Below are 17,263 nucleotides of genomic sequence, written 5' to 3'. Positions count from 1 at the left end.
GCCAGCTTATTGGCCTTGCGAGTCAGACGCCTGAACAGGCGAACGGGCCTGCCCAGGCGCGGCGTGATCACCTCCTGCGCAGATGACCGATGAACTCCGCCAGCCAGGGCTCGGCGTCCGTTTCCGGGGTGACCGACTCGCTGGCGTCCAGGCGCAGCATGTCCTGCACGTCGTTGACGCCCAGCTCCGCGAACAACTCGCGTAGCTGCTCGCCGCCACCGCAGAAGGTGTCGCCATAACTGGCGTCGCCCAGGCCGATGACCGCGCCCGGAAGACCGCGCAATGCAGCCGGCAGTTGCTCACGCAACTGCGAATACAGCGGCATGAGGTTATCGGGCAACTCGCCCATGCCGGTGGTCGAGGTCACCGCCAACAACGCCTGCGGCGCTTCATTGAGCAGTTCCTCCAGGCTGGCGCGGGGGTTGTAGAAGGTCCGGAAACCTTCGGCCTCAAGCAGTTGCTTGGCGTGGCGAGCGACTTCTTCGGCGGTGCCGTACACGGAGCCGGACAACAAGGCGACTTTCATCAAGGGAATCCTGGGCAGGGCGGAAAAAGCCCGATCATATCAGGCGATCGCCGAACCTGCAGACGCTCAGGCCTATGGCAAACGGCCACTGATGGGGATGTGCCAACGCTTGGCGATGCTCTAGAATGACGGCCTGATTGCCGTGGAACGCCCTGCAAATGATCAACGCCAAGCTGCTGCAACGGATGGTGGATGCCTCTAACGACGGGATTGTCGTGGCCGAACAGGAAGGCAGTGACACCATTCTCATCTACGTCAACAGTGCGTTTGAACGCCTGACGGGCTACAGCTCCAATGAAATCCTCTACCAGGACTGCCGCTTTCTGCAAAACGGCGAGCGCGACGAGCCGGTGCTGGAGCTGATCCGCCTGGCCATTACCAATGGCCAGCCATGCCGCCAGCGCCTGCGTAATTACCGCAAGGACGGCACGGCATTCTGGAACGAGTTATCGATTACCCCGGTGTACAACGAAGCAGACAAGCTCACCTATTTCATCGGTATCCAGAAGGATGTCACCGAGCAGGTCGAGGCCCTTGAGCGCGTTGCCGAACTGCAACGGCAGCTCGATGAAGCACAAGCGCGGGTGCGTGCGCTGGAAAACGACCAGCGGCGGTAACTAAAGCCCCATCCCGTTGTCTACCCTTCGAACAACCGTCTTAATAGCCTTTGAGCCCGATCATGCCAGTTGATGCCCTCCTGACCCAGGATGAGCTGGACTTCATTCGAACGATGCAGCACAACCCGCAGCTCAATGTTCGCGACACTACCGCGAGCCTGCTGGTCAATGGCGGCACACAGATTCGCGACCTGCTGACACGCCTGGCTGCCAACGAGCAGGTCACCATCCAGGCGCAGTTCGAAAACCAGCAGATGAGCTTCCCGCTGCAGCTGGTGGAGGACGAATTCCATGCCCTGCACCTGCAACTCGGCGCGCCCAGCATCTATGAAGAAGGCCCGATGGTTCGCCCCTGGCGACTGATGCTCAAGGAGCCGGTGGTGCTGGAAACGGAAAAGGGCCAGATCAGCCACTACTGGGTGCGGGAGATATCCTGCGAAGGCGTGCTGCTGGAAGTGCGCGACGGCCACCGCCCGCCGCGGCGGTTTTCCCTGTGGTTCAGCCCCGAGGGGCATGAGCCGATGCCGCTGCACGGTACCTTGCGGCGCAAAACCGAACAGGGCCACTACGCCTACCAGTTGCGCCAGGACAACCCCCAGGAAACCGAGCGACTGCGCCAGTACATTCTCGCCCAGCACCGTCGCACCCACCCGCAGATGCACGCCTGAGCCTTCAGGTATCCAGGTGGCCGGTCAGGTATTGCTGCAAACGGCGCTGCATCAGTTGACCTTCGCTGCCCAGGCAGGCAATTTCAGTCCCTGCCAAAGCGTCCTGAATCAGGTCGCTGGCGTCTCCGGCCAACATCAGCGGGCAGTCCAGGGTCAGGCCCAGTTTGCGCAGCCGCTTGGGCATGTCGACCGTCGGCGGATGGTTGGAGTAGAGCACCACGGCCTGCGGGCCGCGCTTCTCGGCCACCAGGCTCAATTCCTCCAGTGGTTGGCCCAGCGCCAGGACCTGTACGGCGACCTCATTGCTGCCCATCAGCAAGCCCGTTACCAGTAGCTCCAGCTCACGGCATTGGCCGGGCACGGCGGCCAGCAACACGGTGCAATCCTGCCCCTGGCTTTGAAGCCATTGCAGCCGCTGCAGCGTGCGGGCACGCAGGAAACTGTCCAGCATCAGCCACTCGCTGGTCTGGCCAAATGCCTCTTGCCGTACCAGCAGCTCGTGCCATACCGGCATCAACACGTCCTGGAACACCACCACCATCGGGTAGCTGGAGAACACTTGGCCATAGATCTGTTCCAGGCGGCGCTCGTCGAAGCCGTGCACGGCGCGCCGCACCTGTTGCCGCCATTCGTCCCATTCGCCGCTGGCCGGCGGGCGCCGAACTGGTGCCGCCTGCACCTTGAGGGCCTGGCTGCGAGCCAGGATCTTGCCCACCTTGCTGACCGCCACGCCGCGCTCGATCCAACCCAGGATGCTGCGCACCTCATCGATATCGGCCTGGGAATACAAGCGGTGCCCGCTTTCGGTGCGCGTGGGCTGAATGAGGCCATAACGGCGCTCCCAGGCGCGCAGCGTTACCGGGTTGATGCCGGTCAGGCGCGCTACTTCACGGATGGGAAACAGTTCCTGGCGCGAGAACTCGCTGGCAGCGGTGGAAGCGGGAACGGTATCTGACATCGTCGGTTTGCCGGGGGTTTGAGGGACACCGCACTAGTGTACCGCGCCTTTGGCCGAGCACCCAAGACGCTAAAATATTGGCGCCACGAAAACAACGCTGGCGTAATTTCGTCGAACAGGAATAATCCTTGCTTGATATTGCGTGCAGGCCACCACCCCGGCCTGCACCACAGAGGCATGCCCTACCCGGGAGGCCGATTTGCACGGAGATATACCATGTCTGCTCCCGTCACACTGATGGTCGCGCGCCGCGTTGCCCATGGCCGCTACCACGACCTGATTGCCTGGCTACGCGAAGGCGAACAATTGGCCACCGACTTTGCTGGCTACCTGGGTTCGGGTGTTTTGGCCCCGCCCCCCGATGACGACGAATTCCAGATCATTTTCCGCTTTGCCGATGAAAGCACGCTGCATGCCTGGGAGCATTCGGCGTCGCGCAGCGCCTGGCTGGCTCGTGGCAGCGGCCTGTTCGCCCAGCCCCATGAACATCGGGTCAGTGGCATCGACGGCTGGTTTGGCGATACCGGCCACGCGCGACCGCCGCGCTGGAAACAGGCGGTGGCCATCTGGATCGCGTTTTTCCCGGTGTCGCTGCTGTTCAACTTCGTGCTGGCGCCGCTGCTGGGCGAGTTGAGCCTGGTGCCGCGCATCTTCGTCAGCACCTTGGCTCTGACGCCGCTCATGGTGTATTTCTTCATTCCATTGTCCACGCGCCTGTTGCACCCGTGGCTGCATGCGGCACCTCAACGCCCGCTCGCCGCACAGCCACGCTGAATTCGGCGCTTGGCTGGCGGGCCAGCTCCCCACACTGCGCATGCGTTGTACTTGAGGGCCCACTGGTATAAGTTTCCGGTAGCCCTCTGCCGCGAGCTTCTGCATGCCTACCGCCCCCATTCTGATCACCGGCGCCAGCCAGCGCGTCGGCCTGCATTGCGCCGAGCGCCTGCTGGACGATGGCCAACCGGTGATCGTCAGCTACCGCCGCGAACGTGAAAGCCTTGAGCGCCTGCGCGAGCGCGGGGCCACGACCCTGTTCGCCGACTTCAGCGACGAGGCCGGCATCCTGGCGTTCATCGTCGCCCTGAAGAAACACACCGACGCCCTGCGCGCCATCGTTCATAATGCCTCCAGCTGGCAGGCCGAGACGCCGGGCCAGGAAACCCAGGCGTTCGCGCAGATGGTCAACGTGCACATGCTGGCACCGTACCTGATCAACCTGCATTGCGCCGACCTGCTGCACGCCAGCCCTCGGGCCGACATCGTGCACATCAGCGACGACGTGACCCGCAAGGGCAGCAGCAAGCACATTGCCTACTGCGCGAGCAAGGCCGGGCTGGACAGCTTGACCCTGTCGTTCGCGGCCAAGTATGCGCCGCGCATCAAGGTCAACGGCATCGCTCCGGCGCTGCTGCTGTTCAACGAAGACGACGACGCGGCGTACCGCGCCAAGACCCTGGCCAAGTCGGCCATGGGCATCGAGCCCGGGCCGCAGGTGATCTACCAGAGCCTGCGCTACCTATTGGACAACCCCTATGTCACCGGCACTACCTTGACCGTCAACGGCGGCCGGCACGTAAAATAAGCGCTTGGCGCGAGGAAGCAGCCTTCATGAATTCAAGCCTGCCGCAGCATTACCGCGAGATTCTCAAGGACCTGGGTGAAGACCCGGACCGCGAAGGCCTGGTGGACACGCCCAAGCGCGCCGCCAAGGCCATGCAGTACCTGTGTCATGGCTACGAGCAGACGCTGGAGCAGATCGTCAACGGTGCGTTGTTCGCTTCGGACAACGACGAGATGGTGATCGTCAAGGACATCGAACTGTACTCGCTGTGCGAACACCACCTGCTGCCCTTCATCGGCAAGGCACATGTGGCCTACATCCCTACGGGCAAAGTACTGGGGCTGTCGAAGATCGCGCGCATCGTCGACATGTTCGCCCGCCGCCTGCAGATCCAGGAGAACCTGACACGCCAGATCGCTGAGGCTGTGCGTGACGTGACCCAGGCCGCCGGCGTGGCCGTGGTGATCGAGGCCCAGCACATGTGCATGATGATGCGCGGTGTGGAAAAACAGAACTCGGTGATGAACACCTCGGTGATGCTGGGCGCCTTCCGCGACTCCAGCACCACCCGCCAGGAATTCCTGCAATTGATTGGACGGAGCAAGTAGCAATGCCACAACTGGAGCCAGGAACCGCGCGTATCCGGGTCAAGGACCTGCGCCTGCGCACGTTTATCGGGATCAACGAGGAAGAAATCCTCAACAAGCAGGATGTACTGATCAACCTGACCATCCTCTATGCGGCTCAGGAAGCCGTGCGCGACAATGACATCGACCACGCGCTGAACTACCGCACCATCACCAAGGCGGTGATCCAGCACGTGGAGGGCAATCGTTTCGCGCTGCTCGAGCGCCTGACCCAGGAACTGCTGGACCTGGTCATGGCCAATGAAGCCGTGCAGTACGCCGAGGTCGAGGTCGACAAGCCCCATGCCCTGCGCTTCGCCGAGTCGGTGTCCATCACCCTCGCCGGGCGCCGCTGACAGGAAATCAACATGAACGAGCAACAACGCCTGGAGCTCGAAGCCGCGGCCTTTCGCCGCCTGGTGGAGCACCTGGGCAAGCGCACCGACGTGCAGAACATCGACCTGATGAACCTGGCCGGGTTCTGCCGCAACTGTCTGTCCAAGTGGTACAAGGCCGAGGCCGACGAGCGCCAGATCGAGGTGAGCCTCGATGACGCCCGCGAAGTGGTGTACGGGATGCCGTACAACGAGTGGAAAAATCTCTATCAGAAAGAAGCCAGCGCCGAGCAGCAAGCGGCGTTCGCCAAAGGAAAACAGCATGACTGACTTGAACACCCTGCGCGCCAGCCTCGACAGCGGCGAACACCTGTTCGCCGACACCCTGGCCTTCGTGGCCGCGCACTACGACTACCAGCCCCAGGCCTTCACCAATGGCGCGCTGGAAAACGCCGCTGGCCAGAACGAAGGTTCCTGCAAGACCCTGGGCCTGGCGGTGCTGGAAGGCTGGAGCGACCAGCACGCGCTACTGGCGTTCGGCGAGCATTACCGCTCGGTAGTGGCCACTCCCGAGGGCACTGACCACGGCAACATCCGCAACCTGATCGCCCACGGCCTGGCCGGGGTGAAGTTTGCCGCGCAGCCACTGACCCGCAAGGCCTGAAACCCAGGCACAAAAAAACCGGCCTGCGTGGCCGGTTTTTTTGTGCCTGGCGCGGCCCTTTGCAGGACCGGGCCCATACAAGGCCTATCAGAACGAAGCGTTCTGCAGGCCGTCCAGGTAGCGTTCCACGTCCAGCGCCGCCATGCAGCCAGCACCCGCCGAGGTAATGGCCTGGCGGTAAACATGGTCGGCCACGTCGCCAGCGGCGAATACACCTTCCACGCTGGTGGCGGTGGCGTTGCCTTCACGGCCGCCGCTGACCACCATGTAGCCGTCCTTCAGGGCCAGCTGGCCTTCGAACAAAGCAGTGTTCGGCGTGTGGCCGATGGCGATGAACACGCCGTCGACTTTCAATTCGTCGAAGCTGCCATCGTTGTTCTTCAGGCGGGCACCGGTGACGCCCATGTTGTCACCCAGCACTTCGTCCAGGGTGGCATTGAGCTTGAGTTCGATCTTGCCTTCGGCCACACGGGCGTGCAGCTTGTCGATCAGGATCTTCTCGGCGCGGAACGTCTCGCGGCGGTGCACCAGGGTCACCTTGCTGGCGATGTTGGCCAGGTACAGCGCCTCTTCCACGGCGGTGTTGCCACCGCCCACCACGGCCACCGGCTTGTTGCGGTAGAAGAAACCGTCGCAGGTCGCGCAGGCCGAAACGCCTTTGCCCATGAAGGTTTCTTCCGACGGCAAGCCCAGGTACCGGGCGCTTGCGCCCGTGGCGATGATCAGTGCGTCGCAGGTGTAGGTGCCGCTGTCGCCGGTCAGCGAGAAGGGTTTGCCGGCCAGATCAACCGAGTTGATGTGGTCGAAGACAATCTCGGTCTCGAAACGCTCGGCGTGCTCGCGCATGCGCTCCATCAGCGCCGGGCCGGTCAGGCCATGGACGTCGCCCGGCCAGTTGTCGACTTCGGTGGTGGTGGTCAGTTGACCGCCGGCCTGCATGCCGGTGATCAGCAGTGGCTTGAGGTTGGCGCGAGCCGCATACACGGCGGCGCTGTAACCGGCAGGGCCGGAACCGAGGATGATCACTCGGGAATGACGTGCTTCAGACATGGCTGACTCCTTTGGACCGGCCATTGTAGCGCCAGGGCCGCAGTGCCGGCGAACCGGCTGGAATTAAAAAAGGACGGCTGACACCTTGGGGAAGGCTATTGCTCACCCGTCCTGGAAACCGTTACAGGCTGGTGGCGTTCTCGGCCAGGTAGTCGGCCACGCCCTTGGCGTCGGCCTTCATGCCTTTCTGGCCTGGGCGCCAGCCCGCCGGGCAGACTTCGCCATACTGCTCGGTGAATTGTAGCGCCTCGACCAGGCGTACCATCTCGTCGACTTCCCGGCCCAGCGGCAGGTTGTTGACCACCTGGTGCTGCACGACGCCTTTCTGGTCGATCAGGAACGAGGCACGCAGGGCCACGCCGTCTTCGTGCTCGATGCCGTAGGCACGGGTGATCTCGTGCTTGACGTCGGCCACCATGGTGAATTCGACCTCACCGATGCCGCCTTTCTCCACCGGCGTGCTGCGCCAGGCGTAGTGAGTGAACTGCGAGTCGACCGAAACGCCAACGACTTCAACGCCCAGCTCGCGGAATTTGGCGATGCGGTTGTTGTGGGCGATGATCTCGGACGGGCACACGAAGGTGAAGTCCAGGGGCCAGAAGAACAGCACCACGTACTTGCCATGCAGCGAGGACAGTTTGAAGCTGTCGACGATCGAACCATCACCCAGCACGGCCGGGGCGTCGAAGTCGGGGGCCTGCTTGTTGACCAGAATGCTCATGAAAACTCCTTGGAGCTGAAGACTTGGGAAGGGTTTGAAATGTGATGTGCGCACTGTAGCGAGGGGGCCAAGGGTAAGGAAATATCGTTTCACAATCCACCTCATAGGCCACCTCTATTCATACCCCTGATGTCGACCGGCCGCTTTGTTACAGTGCATTTCGGCGTGCAGGGTTCACTTTCCCGCGGGCGGCAAAGGCGCTAATGTCGGCGAGTTTTCTACACGGAGCACACCATGCAAGCCCCTGTCCTGTCTGGCCCGCAATACCTGCGCGAAGGCCTTAAACTGGTCCTGAGTCCCGGCCTGCGGCTATTTGTCCTGCTGCCGCTGGCGATCAACCTGGTGTTGTTCACCGCACTGATCTACTTCGCCGGCCACGCGTTCAGCCAATGGGTGAACCACCTGATGCCCACCCTGCCCTCGTGGCTGAGCTTCCTGAGCTATATCCTGTGGCCGCTGTTCGTGGCACTGGTGGTGCTGATGGTGTTCTTCTGCTTCACCCTGGTGGCCAACATCGTCTCGGCGCCCTTCAACAGCTTCCTGGCCGAGAAAGTGGAAGTGGTGGTGCGCGGCAAGGACGATTTCCCGCCGTTCAAGTGGAGCGAGCTGAGCCGCGAAGTGCCACGCACGCTGAACCGCGAGATGCGCAAGCTGGGTTATTTCCTGCCGCGCACGCTGGCGCTGTTCGTGCTCTCATTGATCCCGGTGGTCAACGTCATCGCCGCGCCACTGTGGCTGCTGTTCGGCGTGTGGATGATGGCCATCCAGTACATCGACTACCCGGCCGACAACCACAAGATGAGCTGGCCCGACATGCTCGCCTGGCTGCGGCACAAGCGCTGGCAGAGCCTGGGCTTTGGCGGCATCGTTTACCTGGTGCTGCTGATTCCGGTGGTCAACCTGCTGATGATGCCCGCCGCCGTGGCCGGCGCCACGCTGTTCTGGGTGCGCGAGCGCGGTTGAGGCAAGCGGCTGTCAGGCCGCGTCGGCCCAGTACACCAGCAGGATGAACACCCACACCAGCAACCCCGGCAGCAGGCACAGGTAATCCACCCAGCTCAACCGGGCGTTGCTCTCCCCCAGCGGGTCATCGGCGGCGAAGTTGAGCAGTTGCTGGCCCTTGCACGCCGCCAACCCCTGCAGCACCAGCATCGCCAGGCAGCCCAGGTCGGTGAGCGGGTAACCGATGTCGTTTCGCGCCAGGGCATTGAGCACCAGCCCCATTACCGTGGACAGCACGAAGCGGTTGGCCCAGCGCTGGGGCGGCTCGCTATAGTGCAGGCCGCGCTGGTGCAGCAGGTCCTGGGCGCTGAACAACAGGGCATGGGTAAAGAACACCGGTAATAACCCACGGGCCAGTGGCGACACCTGCGCCCCTGTGAACCGACGGTACCGGCGCCAATGCTTCCACGACCAGTACACCAGGTACAGGCCCAGGCTGGCGAAGAACAAGGTGAAGAATTTTCCTTCCGAAACGGTGTAGAACGCGGGCTCCCTGACCGCGGGCATACGCAAGTCCGCCTGGGGCGGTGCGTAGAGGTTATCGGACATGGCGATTACCCAGGTGCGCGCAGGTGGTCCTTTTACGGTAGGCGATTTCCAGCCGCCCGGAGTGCGTCATTAATTCGTCATCGCTATGACACATAGTCGCAATCGGTTGATCCGACACTGGTTACATGACAGAGCCTTCGCTACGCATCACCCTGGTCACCGAAACCTACCCATCCGAAATCAATGGGGTGGCCAATACGCTTGGCCGCTTGAGCGAGGGCCTGCGCGCCCGGGGGCACTACGTGGAAATCGTCCGGCCACGGCAAACCGCTGACGAAAGCAGCCGGGTGGACGACCACGTGCTGTTGTGCCGCGGCTGGCCGCTGCCGGGCTACCCAGGGTTGCAGTGGGGCCAGGCATCGATGCACAAGCTATTGCGGCGCTGGCGCCGGGCACGGCCCGACGTGCTGTATATCGCCACCGAAGGCCCGCTGGGGCTCAGCGCCCTGCGCGCTGCGCGGCGCTTGAAGATTGCCGTGGTCAGCGGCTTTCACACCAACTTCCAGCAGTACACCCGCGACTACGGCCTGGGCTTGCTGACGCGTGTGCTCACCGGCTACTTGCGCTGGTTCCACAACCGCACGCAACTGACCCTGGTGCCCAGCGCTACCCTGCGGCACAGCCTGGAACGACGCGGGTTCGAGCGCCTGGCGCTGTTGTCCCGCGGTGTGGACAGCCAACTGTTTCACCCTGCCCGGCGCAGCGAGGCGCTACGCGACCGCTGGGGCCTGGCGCCCGATGACATTGCGCTGATCCATGTGGGCCGCCTCGCACCGGAAAAGAACCTCGGGCTGCTCAAGCACAGCCTCGATACCTTGCAGTTGCACCACCCGCTGCAGCGCCTGCGGCTGGTCATCGTCGGTGATGGCCCACAGCGGGCCCAGTTGCAGCAGCAAATCCCCGAGGCGATTTTCTGCGGCGCCAAACGCGGCGAGGAGCTCGCGGTGCACTACGCCAGCGGCGACATCTTCCTGTTCCCGAGCCTGAGCGAGACTTTCGGCAATGTGGTCCTGGAAGCCCTGGCCTCGGGCCTGGGGGTCGTGGCCTATGACGAAGCCGCCGCCGGGCAGCATATTCGCCACGGCCACAACGGCGCCCTGGCCATGCCCGGCGACGAAGAAGCGTTCATCGATGCGGCCGGTTGGCTGCTGGAAGACGGTGAAACCCTGCGCCGCATCCGCCTCAATGCCCGCCAGCACGCCAGCCGCCAGGGTTGGGCCACGATCATCGAGCAGTTCGAGGCGCAACTGCGCGGCGCCTGCCAGGCCGCCGCGCAGCGCATGGGTAGCTTTGGCCTCAAACCAGGGTCGTCAACGCTTCCCGGCTGAAGGGCAGAATGTCCTGCTCGTGGCCATCGCGCACCTTGGCGGCCCAGTCCGGGTCCACCAGCAGCGCACGGCCCACGGCCACCAGGTCGAACTCATCGTTCTCCAGACGCGTGAGCAGGTTTTCCAGGCTGGCTGGCTGCGCCACTTTGTCGGTATCGACCATGAATTGCAGGAACTCCCCGTCCAGGCCCACGCTGCCCACGGTGATGGTCGGCTTGCCCGTGAGTTGGCGGGTCCAGCCGGCCAGGTTGAGGTTGGAACCTTCGAATTCCGGCTCCCAGAAGCGCCGGGTGGAGCAGTGGAAAATGTCCACCCCAGCATCGGCCAGCGGTTGCAGGAACGCCCCCAGCGCTTCGGGGGTATCTACCAGGCGGGCGCTGTAGTCCTGCTGCTTCCACTGAGAGAAGCGAAAGATGATCGGAAAGCCCTCGCCCACCGCGACGCGCACCGCGCGGATAAGCTCGATGGCGAAACGCGAGCGCTTGGCCAGGCTGCCACCGTATTCGTCATCGCGCTGGTTGGTGCCTTCCCAGAAGAACTGGTCCACCAGGTAGCCGTGGGCGCCGTGGATTTCCACGCCGTCCATGCCGATGGCCTTGGCATCCGCAGCGGCCTGGGCGAAGGCCCTGATCACGTCATTGATGTCCTCATGACTCATGCCATGCACCAACTCCTTGCCATCCTTGACCTTGGCCATGGGACCGTAACCCGGTACATCGCCGTCCGGCTCGGTACCCAGGCGGCGCACGTTGCCCACATGCCAGAGTTGCGGGACGATCTTGGCGCCCTCCGCGTGCACGGCGTCGACGACCTGTTTCCACGCGGCCAGGGCATCTTCACCATAAAAACGCGGCACATGGGGGTAACCATTGGCGGCCTTGTGGCCCACGGTGGTGCCCTCCGTGACGATCAGGCCTACACCGGCGGCTGCACGGCGGCGGTAGTACTCGATGACCTTGGCCGTGGGAATGCCCCCTGGCGAGAACGAGCGGGTCATGGGCGCCATGACCACGCGGCTCGGCAGGCGCAGCGCACCCAGCTGGAAGGGTTTGAACAGAGCGTTGACCGACATGTGCAGATCCTCTGAAGGGTGGGTTCAAAGATCCGCAGCATAGAACGCCGCCAGGGCACGGCCCAGCACTATTGATATGCGTGATGCCGGGCGCAGGGCCCGGCCACACTCGGCCTAGCCCAGGGCTTTTTCGATGGCGTGCACGACAGTGGGGTCATCCGGGGTGGTGCGCGGGGAAAAACGCGCGAGCACGCGGCCATCCTTGCCGACCAGGAATTTCTCGAAGTTCCAGGTGATATCGCCCGGGAATTCGGCACCCTCGCCCGCCAGCAGTTGATACAGCCGGTGACGGCCCGGGCCGTTGACTTCCAGCTTGCTGCTCAGCGGAAAGGTGACGCCGTAATTGAGGCTGCAGAACTGCTGGATGTCCTGCTCGGTGCCCGGCTCCTGCCCGGCGAACTGGTTGCAGGGCAGGCCCAGCACGCTGAAGCCCTTGTCCTTGTAGGTGTTATACAGGTTCTCCAAGGCAGCGTATTGCGGCGTCAGGCCGCACTTGGACGCCACGTTGACCACCAGCACCACCTTGCCCTTGAAGGGCGCCAGGGGCAATTCCCGGCCATCGAGCGCCTGCAGTTTAAGGTCGTGGAAAATACTCATGACGGACTCCCCTATCCATATCCCTGTGGCGCGAAAGCGCTCTGCGAGTGGAACACTAGCAGACAAAAAAGGCGCCCGTCCAAGCCAGATGATCCCCGTGTGGAGATTTCATCCTGCTTGAACGGGCGCCCCTTGGCTAATCGGGCTCAAGCGCTCCGATCAGTGGTGGTGACCACCTTCGCCGTGCACGTGGCCGTGGGCGATTTCTTCCTGGCTGGCGTCACGGATGGCGACGACCTTGACCTGGAAGTTCAGGCGCTGGCCGGCCAGCGGGTGGTTGCCGTCGACGGTGACGTCGTCGCCGTCCAGGTCACGGATGGTGACGATCTGCATCTGGCCGTCCGGCGCGGAAGCGTGGAACTGCATGCCCACTTCCAGCTCGTCGACGCCTTCGAACATGCTGCGGCTCAGGGTGCTGACCAGTTCGGCCGAGTACTCGCCGTAGGCTTCTTCAGGTTCAATGGCAACGGTCAGTTCTTCACCGACGTCCTTGCCTTCCAGGGCCTTTTCCAAGCCAGGAATGATGTTACCTGCGCCTTGCAGGTACACCAGCGGCGCGCCGCCGGCGGAGCTGTCGATGACCTCACCAGCGTCGTTGGTCAGGGTATAGTCGATGGAGACAGCCTTGTTGGCAGCGATCGGCATGGGGCGACACCTTTTTGCATAAGTATGTAGAACGAACAAGTGTAACCAACGCGCCGCCCGAAAGCGAACGCAACCCGGACAGACGGACCCGATGGCAAACACCTTCATCAAAGATTTCATCCGCGACGAGCACGGCCACTGGGTGGCGGTGCTCGCGTGCGGCCATACCCAGCACCTGCGCCACCAGCCGCCCTGGCAGTCACGCCCCTGGGTGCTGGACCCGGCGCAACGCGCGGCCATGATCGGCAAAACCTTTCACTGTGGCTGGTGCGCACAGGGGCTGGATAACGATACCCTTGGCGCTTGATTTCGCCATCGGCCAGCCATAGGCCGAGGCCCTTGCAGTGCTCACTTCGGGAAGCTCGCATGCAGACATTTTTTATCGCGCCCACGGATTTCGGCGTCGGCCTCACCTCCATCAGCCTGGGCCTGGTGCGCACCCTGGAGCGCGCCGGCCTGACCGTGGGCTTCTTCAAGCCCATTGCCCAGCCGCACCCCGGCGATACGGGGCCGGAACGCTCCACCGAATTGATGGCCCGCACCCACGGCCTCAACCCACCCAAGCCCCTGGGGTTGGCCCATGTGGAGCGCATGCTCGGCGACGGCCAGCTCGACGAGCTGCTCGAAGAGATCATCACGCTGTACCAGCAGGCAGCCGTGGGCAAGGACGTGCTGATCGTCGAAGGCATGGTGCCCACCCGCCATGCCAGCTACGCGGCGCGGGTCAACCAACACCTGGCCAAGAGCATGGACGCCGATGTGATTCTGGTGTCGGCGGCCAGCGAGACCGAAGTGCTGGCCGAGCTGTCCGGCCGCGTGGAGTTGCAGGCACAGTTGTTCGGCGGCCCGCGCGACCCCAAGGTGCTGGGCGTGATCCTCAACAAGGTGCGTACCGACGAGAGCCTGGAAACCTTCGCCGCGCGCTTGAAGGAACACTCCCCGCTGCTGCGTGGCGGCGACTTCCGCCTGCTGGGCTGCATTCCCTACCAGGCCGACCTCAACGCGCCGCGCACCCGTGACGTGGCCGAGTTGCTGGGCGCGCAGGTCATCAACGCCGGGGACTACGAAACCCGGCGCATGTCCAAGATCATCATCTGCGCGCGCACCGTGCTCAACACCCTGCAACTGCTCAAGCCGGGCGTACTGGTGGTGACCCCGGGCGACCGCGAGGACATCATTCTGGCCGTGAGCCTGGCGGCCCTCAACGGCGTGCCCCTGGCCGGCCTGCTATTGACCAGCGACACCGTGCCCGACCCGCGTTTGATGGAACTGTGCCGTGGCGCCCTGCAGGCCGGCCTGCCGGTACTGTCGGTGAGCACTGGTTCCTACGACACCGCTACGCGGCTGAACCAGCTGAACAATGAGATTCCCATCGATGACCGCGAACGCGCGGAGATCATCACCGATTTCGTCGCCAGCCACCTGGACGCGCACTGGCTGCACCAGCGCTGCGGCGCACCACGGGAATTGCGCCTGTCGCCGGCGGTGTTCCGCTACCAGTTGATCCAGCGCGCGCAGCAGGCCAACAAGCGCATCGTGCTGCCCGAGGGCGCCGAGCCCATGACCGTGCAGGCCGCCGCCATCTGCCAGGCGCGGGGTATCGCCCGCTGCGTGTTGCTGGCCAAGCCCGAGGACGTCCATGCGGTGGCCAGCGCCCAGGGCATCGTGTTGCCCGAAGGCCTGGAAATCCTCGACCCGGAAGTGATTCGCGAACGCTACGTGGAGCCCATGGTGGCCCTGCGCAAGAGCAAGAGCCTGAATGCCCCCATGGCCGAACAGCAACTGGAAGACCCGGTGGTGATCGGTACCGTGATGCTGGCCCTGGACGAGGTCGACGGCCTGGTCTCGGGGCTGGTGCACTCCACCGCCAATACCATTCGCCCGGCATTGCAATTGATCAAGACCGCACCCGGCTGCAGCCTGGTGTCGTCGGTGTTCTTCATGCTGTTTCCCGACCAGGTGCTGGTGTACGGCGACTGCGTGATGAACCCGCACCCCAGCGCCGAGGAACTGGCGGAAATCGCCCGCCAGAGCGCGGACTCCGCCGAGGCGTTCGGCATACCGGCCCGGGTGGCGATGATCAGCTATTCCAGCGGCAACTCAGCCAGCGGCGAAGAGGTGGAGAAGGTACGCGAGGCCACCCAATTGGCCCGCGAAAGCCAACGGGACCTGCTGATCGATGGGCCGCTGCAGTATGATGCCGCCGCCAATGAAACCATCGCCCGGCAACTGGCGCCCGACAGTGAAGTGGCCGGCCGGGCCACGGTGTTCGTGTTCCCGGACCTCAACACCGGCAACACCACCCACAAGGCGGTGCAGCGCAGTGCCGACTGCGTCAGCCTGGGGCCGATGCTGCAAGGCCTGCGCAAACCGGTCAACGACCTGCCCCGTGGCGCCCAGGTCGACGACATCGTCTACACCATCGCCCTCACTGCCATTCAAGCCCACCGTAGCGTGGCCACTCAGGAAACCCCATGAAGGACTTTTTACCGCCACTGCGAGGCGTGGTCGCCTCGCTGCTGTTGGCGTGCAATACCGTACTGTGTTGCACCCCGCTGTTCATCGTCAGCCTGTTCAAGCTGTGCCTGCCGTTCCCCATGGCGCAGAAAATCTGTGACGAACTGCTGCGGCACATTCACGAGTTGTGGATCACCTTGAACAAGGGCTGGATGAAACTGTTGACCGGCACCCGTTGGCAGGTGACCGGGCTCGAAGGCCTGGACTACCAGCACTCGTACCTGGTGACCAGCAACCACCAGAGCTGGGTGGATATCCTGGCGCTGCAGTACGTGCTGAACCGCCGCATCCGCCCGCTGAAGTTCTTCCTCAAGCAGGCGTTGATCTGGGTACCGGTGATCGGCCTGGCGTGGTGGGCCCTGGGCTTCCCCTTCATGAAGCGCTACTCCAAGGCCTACCTGGCCAAGCACCCGGAAAAACAGGGCAAGGACCTGGAAACCACCCGCCGCACCTGCGCGAAATTCGCTGGCAAACCCACGGCCATCTTCAACTTCGCCGAAGGCACGCGCTTCACCCCGGGCAAACACGCGCAGCAGCAATCCCCGTTCCGCCACCTGCTCAAACCCAAGGCCGGCGGCATTGCCTTTGTGCTGGATGCCATGGGCGAGCAACTGCAGTCGATCGTCAACGTGACGCTCAGCTACCCCGACGGCCGCCCAGGGTTCTGGGACCTGCTGTGCGGGCGTGTGCGCACGGTGGTGGTGCATTTCGAGGAGATCGCCATACCCGCGGCATTCATTGGCCGCAGTTATGACCAGGACGTGCAGTACCGGGCGCAGTTTCAGCAGTGGGTCAATGAGCTGTGGGTGGCCAAGGATAGCCTGCTCGACCGCATGAAGGGCTGACTTGCAGCGGCCAGGAGGCCGCTGCAAAGCGGGGGGTGCTTACTGCTGTTGCTGGTAGGTGGCGCCCGGCAACGGCTTGAGGTTGACCTCGACGCGGCGGTTCTGCGCCCGGCCGTTGGCATCGGCGTTGGAGGCGATCGGCTGGTCAGGGCCGGCGCCGCGTACCGATACGTGGGAAGGGTCCACACCCTGGGACGTCAGGTAGGTAGCCACACTCTGCGCACGGGCCTGGGACAGGTCCATGTTGTGCTGGCGGCTGCCGGTGCTGTCGGTGTAGCCGACGATCTCGATCAGGTTCTGGTTGTACTGCTTGAACGAACCGGCGAGGTTGTTCAGCGGGGTGTAGAAGCTGGGCGCGATGGCCGACGAATCGGTGGCGAAGGTGATGTTGCCCGGCATGATCAGCTTGATCTGGTCACCCTCGCGCTGCACCTGCACACCGGTGTTGGCCATCGACGCACGCAGGGCCTTTTCCTGCTTGTCGGCGTAATAGCCGTAACCGGCACCGCCGGCACCGCCCAATGCCGCGCCGATCAGCGCGCCCTTGCCACGGTTGTTGTGGTCGATGGCGGCACCGGCCACGGCACCTGCCAGGGCGCCGAGGCCACCGTAGGTGGCGGTCTTGTTCACACCAGAGCCCTGGCCCTGGTTGTCATAGGGGTTTTGTGACGCACAGCCGGCCAGCAGGGCAACGGCAGTGGCGGCGATAATCAGACGACGCGACATTCAGGAAACTCCTGTACTTACAGTTGTGAAGCAGCGGCTGTTGGCGAACGGACTGCTGCGACGATTAGACCTCGTCGCAGCCAATAATTCAGTGAAGATACATTCAGTTACGAACGAATGGATTTCACCCACTTCATCACCCAGACGAGTCCCCGGACCATGGCCGGGCACCACGGTGGGGTCTTCATCCAGGCGGTACAACCGTTCCTTGATGCAACCAACGATAGCCCGCCGATCACCGCACCACAAATACAGT

22 protein-coding genes and 1 pseudogene are annotated in these 17,263 nt (G+C 63.5%); 13 read left to right on the top strand and 10 right to left on the bottom strand.

What is annotated here, in order from left to right; genetic code table 11:
• Positions 1–67: 67 nt before the first annotated feature.
• Entirely contained in the window at positions 68–526 is a 459-nt protein-coding gene (locus HWQ56_RS04835; protein WP_176569919.1) for a flavodoxin, read from the bottom strand.
• 158 nt (positions 527–684) lie between these two features.
• On the opposite strand from HWQ56_RS04835, the gene HWQ56_RS04830 reads away from it, so the two are divergent.
• A complete protein-coding gene (locus tag HWQ56_RS04830; protein ID WP_176569918.1) occupies positions 685–1,143 on the top strand; it encodes a PAS domain-containing protein in 459 nt (152 codons plus the stop codon).
• 62 nt (positions 1,144–1,205) lie between these two features.
• Positions 1,206–1,811, top strand: coding sequence for a PilZ domain-containing protein (locus HWQ56_RS04825; protein ID WP_158153631.1), 606 nt, complete (start codon positions 1,206–1,208; stop codon positions 1,809–1,811).
• Positions 1,812–1,815: 4 nt separating this feature from the next.
• Here HWQ56_RS04825 and HWQ56_RS04820 read toward each other — a convergent pair whose 3' ends face one another.
• On the bottom strand, positions 1,816–2,769 hold the full coding sequence (locus tag HWQ56_RS04820) for a MerR family transcriptional regulator (protein WP_158153630.1): 954 nt from the start codon (positions 2,767–2,769) through the stop codon (positions 1,816–1,818).
• 216 nt (positions 2,770–2,985) lie between these two features.
• On the opposite strand from HWQ56_RS04820, the gene HWQ56_RS04815 reads away from it, so the two are divergent.
• The 6 genes from HWQ56_RS04815 to HWQ56_RS04790 all read left to right on the top strand — a co-directional run bounded on the left by HWQ56_RS04815 (position 2,986) and on the right by HWQ56_RS04790 (position 5,955).
• Positions 2,986–3,543: a putative antibiotic biosynthesis monooxygenase gene (locus HWQ56_RS04815; RefSeq protein WP_158153629.1), complete on the top strand. Its 558-nt coding sequence runs from the start codon at positions 2,986–2,988 to the stop codon at positions 3,541–3,543.
• 103 nt (positions 3,544–3,646) lie between these two features.
• Complete coding sequence (folM, locus tag HWQ56_RS04810) at positions 3,647–4,351, top strand: dihydromonapterin reductase (RefSeq protein ID WP_158153628.1); 705 nt, start codon at positions 3,647–3,649, stop codon at positions 4,349–4,351.
• A 26-nt stretch (positions 4,352–4,377) separates the two neighbouring features.
• Positions 4,378–4,938 carry a GTP cyclohydrolase I FolE gene (gene folE / locus HWQ56_RS04805; protein ID WP_158153627.1) on the top strand — a complete coding sequence of 187 codons (561 nt, stop codon included), beginning with the start codon at positions 4,378–4,380 and terminating at the stop codon, positions 4,936–4,938.
• A 2-nt stretch (positions 4,939–4,940) separates the two neighbouring features.
• On the top strand, positions 4,941–5,312 hold the full coding sequence (gene folX / locus HWQ56_RS04800) for a dihydroneopterin triphosphate 2'-epimerase (protein ID WP_158153626.1): 372 nt from the start codon (positions 4,941–4,943) through the stop codon (positions 5,310–5,312).
• 12 nt (positions 5,313–5,324) lie between these two features.
• Positions 5,325–5,621: a DUF1244 domain-containing protein gene (locus HWQ56_RS04795; protein ID WP_176569917.1), complete on the top strand. Its 297-nt coding sequence runs from the start codon at positions 5,325–5,327 to the stop codon at positions 5,619–5,621.
• A complete protein-coding gene (locus tag HWQ56_RS04790; RefSeq protein ID WP_176569916.1) occupies positions 5,614–5,955 on the top strand; it encodes a HopJ type III effector protein in 342 nt (113 codons plus the stop codon). Before HWQ56_RS04795 ends, HWQ56_RS04790 begins: the two co-directional genes overlap by 8 nt.
• 87 nt (positions 5,956–6,042) lie before the next feature.
• Here the strand turns inward: HWQ56_RS04790 and trxB are convergent, their stop codons facing one another.
• Both trxB and HWQ56_RS04780 read right to left on the bottom strand, forming a co-directional pair.
• A complete protein-coding gene (trxB, locus tag HWQ56_RS04785; RefSeq protein WP_176569915.1) occupies positions 6,043–7,005 on the bottom strand; it encodes a thioredoxin-disulfide reductase in 963 nt (320 codons plus the stop codon).
• A 121-nt stretch (positions 7,006–7,126) separates the two neighbouring features.
• Positions 7,127–7,726: a peroxiredoxin gene (locus HWQ56_RS04780; RefSeq protein WP_158153622.1), complete on the bottom strand. Its 600-nt coding sequence runs from the start codon at positions 7,724–7,726 to the stop codon at positions 7,127–7,129.
• Positions 7,727–7,960: 234 nt separating this feature from the next.
• On the opposite strand from HWQ56_RS04780, the gene cysZ reads away from it, so the two are divergent.
• Positions 7,961–8,689, top strand: coding sequence for a sulfate transporter CysZ (gene cysZ / locus HWQ56_RS04775; protein WP_158153621.1), 729 nt, complete (start codon positions 7,961–7,963; stop codon positions 8,687–8,689).
• Between the two features lie 12 nt (positions 8,690–8,701).
• On the opposite strand, the gene HWQ56_RS04770 is transcribed toward cysZ, so the two are convergent.
• Entirely contained in the window at positions 8,702–9,277 is a 576-nt protein-coding gene (locus tag HWQ56_RS04770) for a hypothetical protein (RefSeq protein WP_158153620.1), read from the bottom strand.
• Positions 9,278–9,402: 125 nt separating this feature from the next.
• Between HWQ56_RS04770 and HWQ56_RS04765 the strand changes: the two genes are divergently transcribed.
• Positions 9,403–10,605, top strand: coding sequence for a glycosyltransferase family 4 protein (locus tag HWQ56_RS04765; protein WP_176569914.1), 1,203 nt, complete (start codon positions 9,403–9,405; stop codon positions 10,603–10,605).
• On the opposite strand, the gene HWQ56_RS04760 is transcribed toward HWQ56_RS04765, so the two are convergent.
• The 3 genes from HWQ56_RS04760 to HWQ56_RS04750 form a co-directional block, all read right to left on the bottom strand.
• Positions 10,574–11,677, bottom strand: a complete 1,104-nt coding sequence (locus HWQ56_RS04760; RefSeq protein WP_176569913.1) for an NADH:flavin oxidoreductase — start codon at positions 11,675–11,677, stop codon at positions 10,574–10,576. The genes HWQ56_RS04765 and HWQ56_RS04760 overlap by 32 nt on opposite strands.
• Positions 11,678–11,791: 114 nt before the next feature.
• Positions 11,792–12,274 (bottom strand): glutathione peroxidase, encoded by a 483-nt coding sequence (locus tag HWQ56_RS04755; RefSeq protein WP_158153617.1) that lies wholly within the window; start codon positions 12,272–12,274, stop codon positions 11,792–11,794.
• 159 nt (positions 12,275–12,433) lie between these two features.
• A complete protein-coding gene (locus tag HWQ56_RS04750) occupies positions 12,434–12,919 on the bottom strand; it encodes an FKBP-type peptidyl-prolyl cis-trans isomerase (protein ID WP_158153616.1) in 486 nt (161 codons plus the stop codon).
• Between the two features lie 91 nt (positions 12,920–13,010).
• On the opposite strand from HWQ56_RS04750, the gene HWQ56_RS29385 reads away from it, so the two are divergent.
• Genes HWQ56_RS29385 through HWQ56_RS04735 form a run of 3 tightly spaced genes read left to right on the top strand, consistent with a single transcriptional unit; the run spans position 13,011 to position 16,281 of the window.
• Positions 13,011–13,226 carry a DUF3565 domain-containing protein gene (locus tag HWQ56_RS29385; RefSeq protein WP_176569912.1) on the top strand — a complete coding sequence of 72 codons (216 nt, stop codon included), beginning with the start codon at positions 13,011–13,013 and terminating at the stop codon, positions 13,224–13,226.
• A gap of 59 nt (positions 13,227–13,285) precedes the next feature.
• Complete coding sequence (gene pta / locus HWQ56_RS04740; RefSeq protein WP_176569911.1) at positions 13,286–15,397, top strand: phosphate acetyltransferase; 2,112 nt, start codon at positions 13,286–13,288, stop codon at positions 15,395–15,397.
• Positions 15,394–16,281 (top strand): acyltransferase, encoded by an 888-nt coding sequence (locus HWQ56_RS04735; protein WP_158153614.1) that lies wholly within the window; start codon positions 15,394–15,396, stop codon positions 16,279–16,281. The genes pta and HWQ56_RS04735 overlap by 4 nt, the downstream gene beginning before the upstream one ends.
• A gap of 39 nt (positions 16,282–16,320) precedes the next feature.
• Here HWQ56_RS04735 and HWQ56_RS04730 read toward each other — a convergent pair whose 3' ends face one another.
• Positions 16,321–17,007, bottom strand: coding sequence for a YiaD family glycine zipper/OmpA-like lipoprotein (locus HWQ56_RS04730; protein WP_158153613.1), 687 nt, complete (start codon positions 17,005–17,007; stop codon positions 16,321–16,323).
• Between the two features lie 123 nt (positions 17,008–17,130).
• Positions 17,131–17,256 (bottom strand): annotated as a pseudogene (locus HWQ56_RS29005) (MBL fold metallo-hydrolase); the annotation flags it as partial.
• Positions 17,257–17,263: the final 7 nt, after the last annotated feature.

The organism is Pseudomonas eucalypticola (genome assembly GCF_013374995.1).
In the GTDB taxonomy this organism is placed as follows: domain Bacteria; phylum Pseudomonadota; class Gammaproteobacteria; order Pseudomonadales; family Pseudomonadaceae; genus Aquipseudomonas; species Aquipseudomonas eucalypticola.
This window is presented reverse-complemented; position numbering and strand designations above follow the sequence as displayed.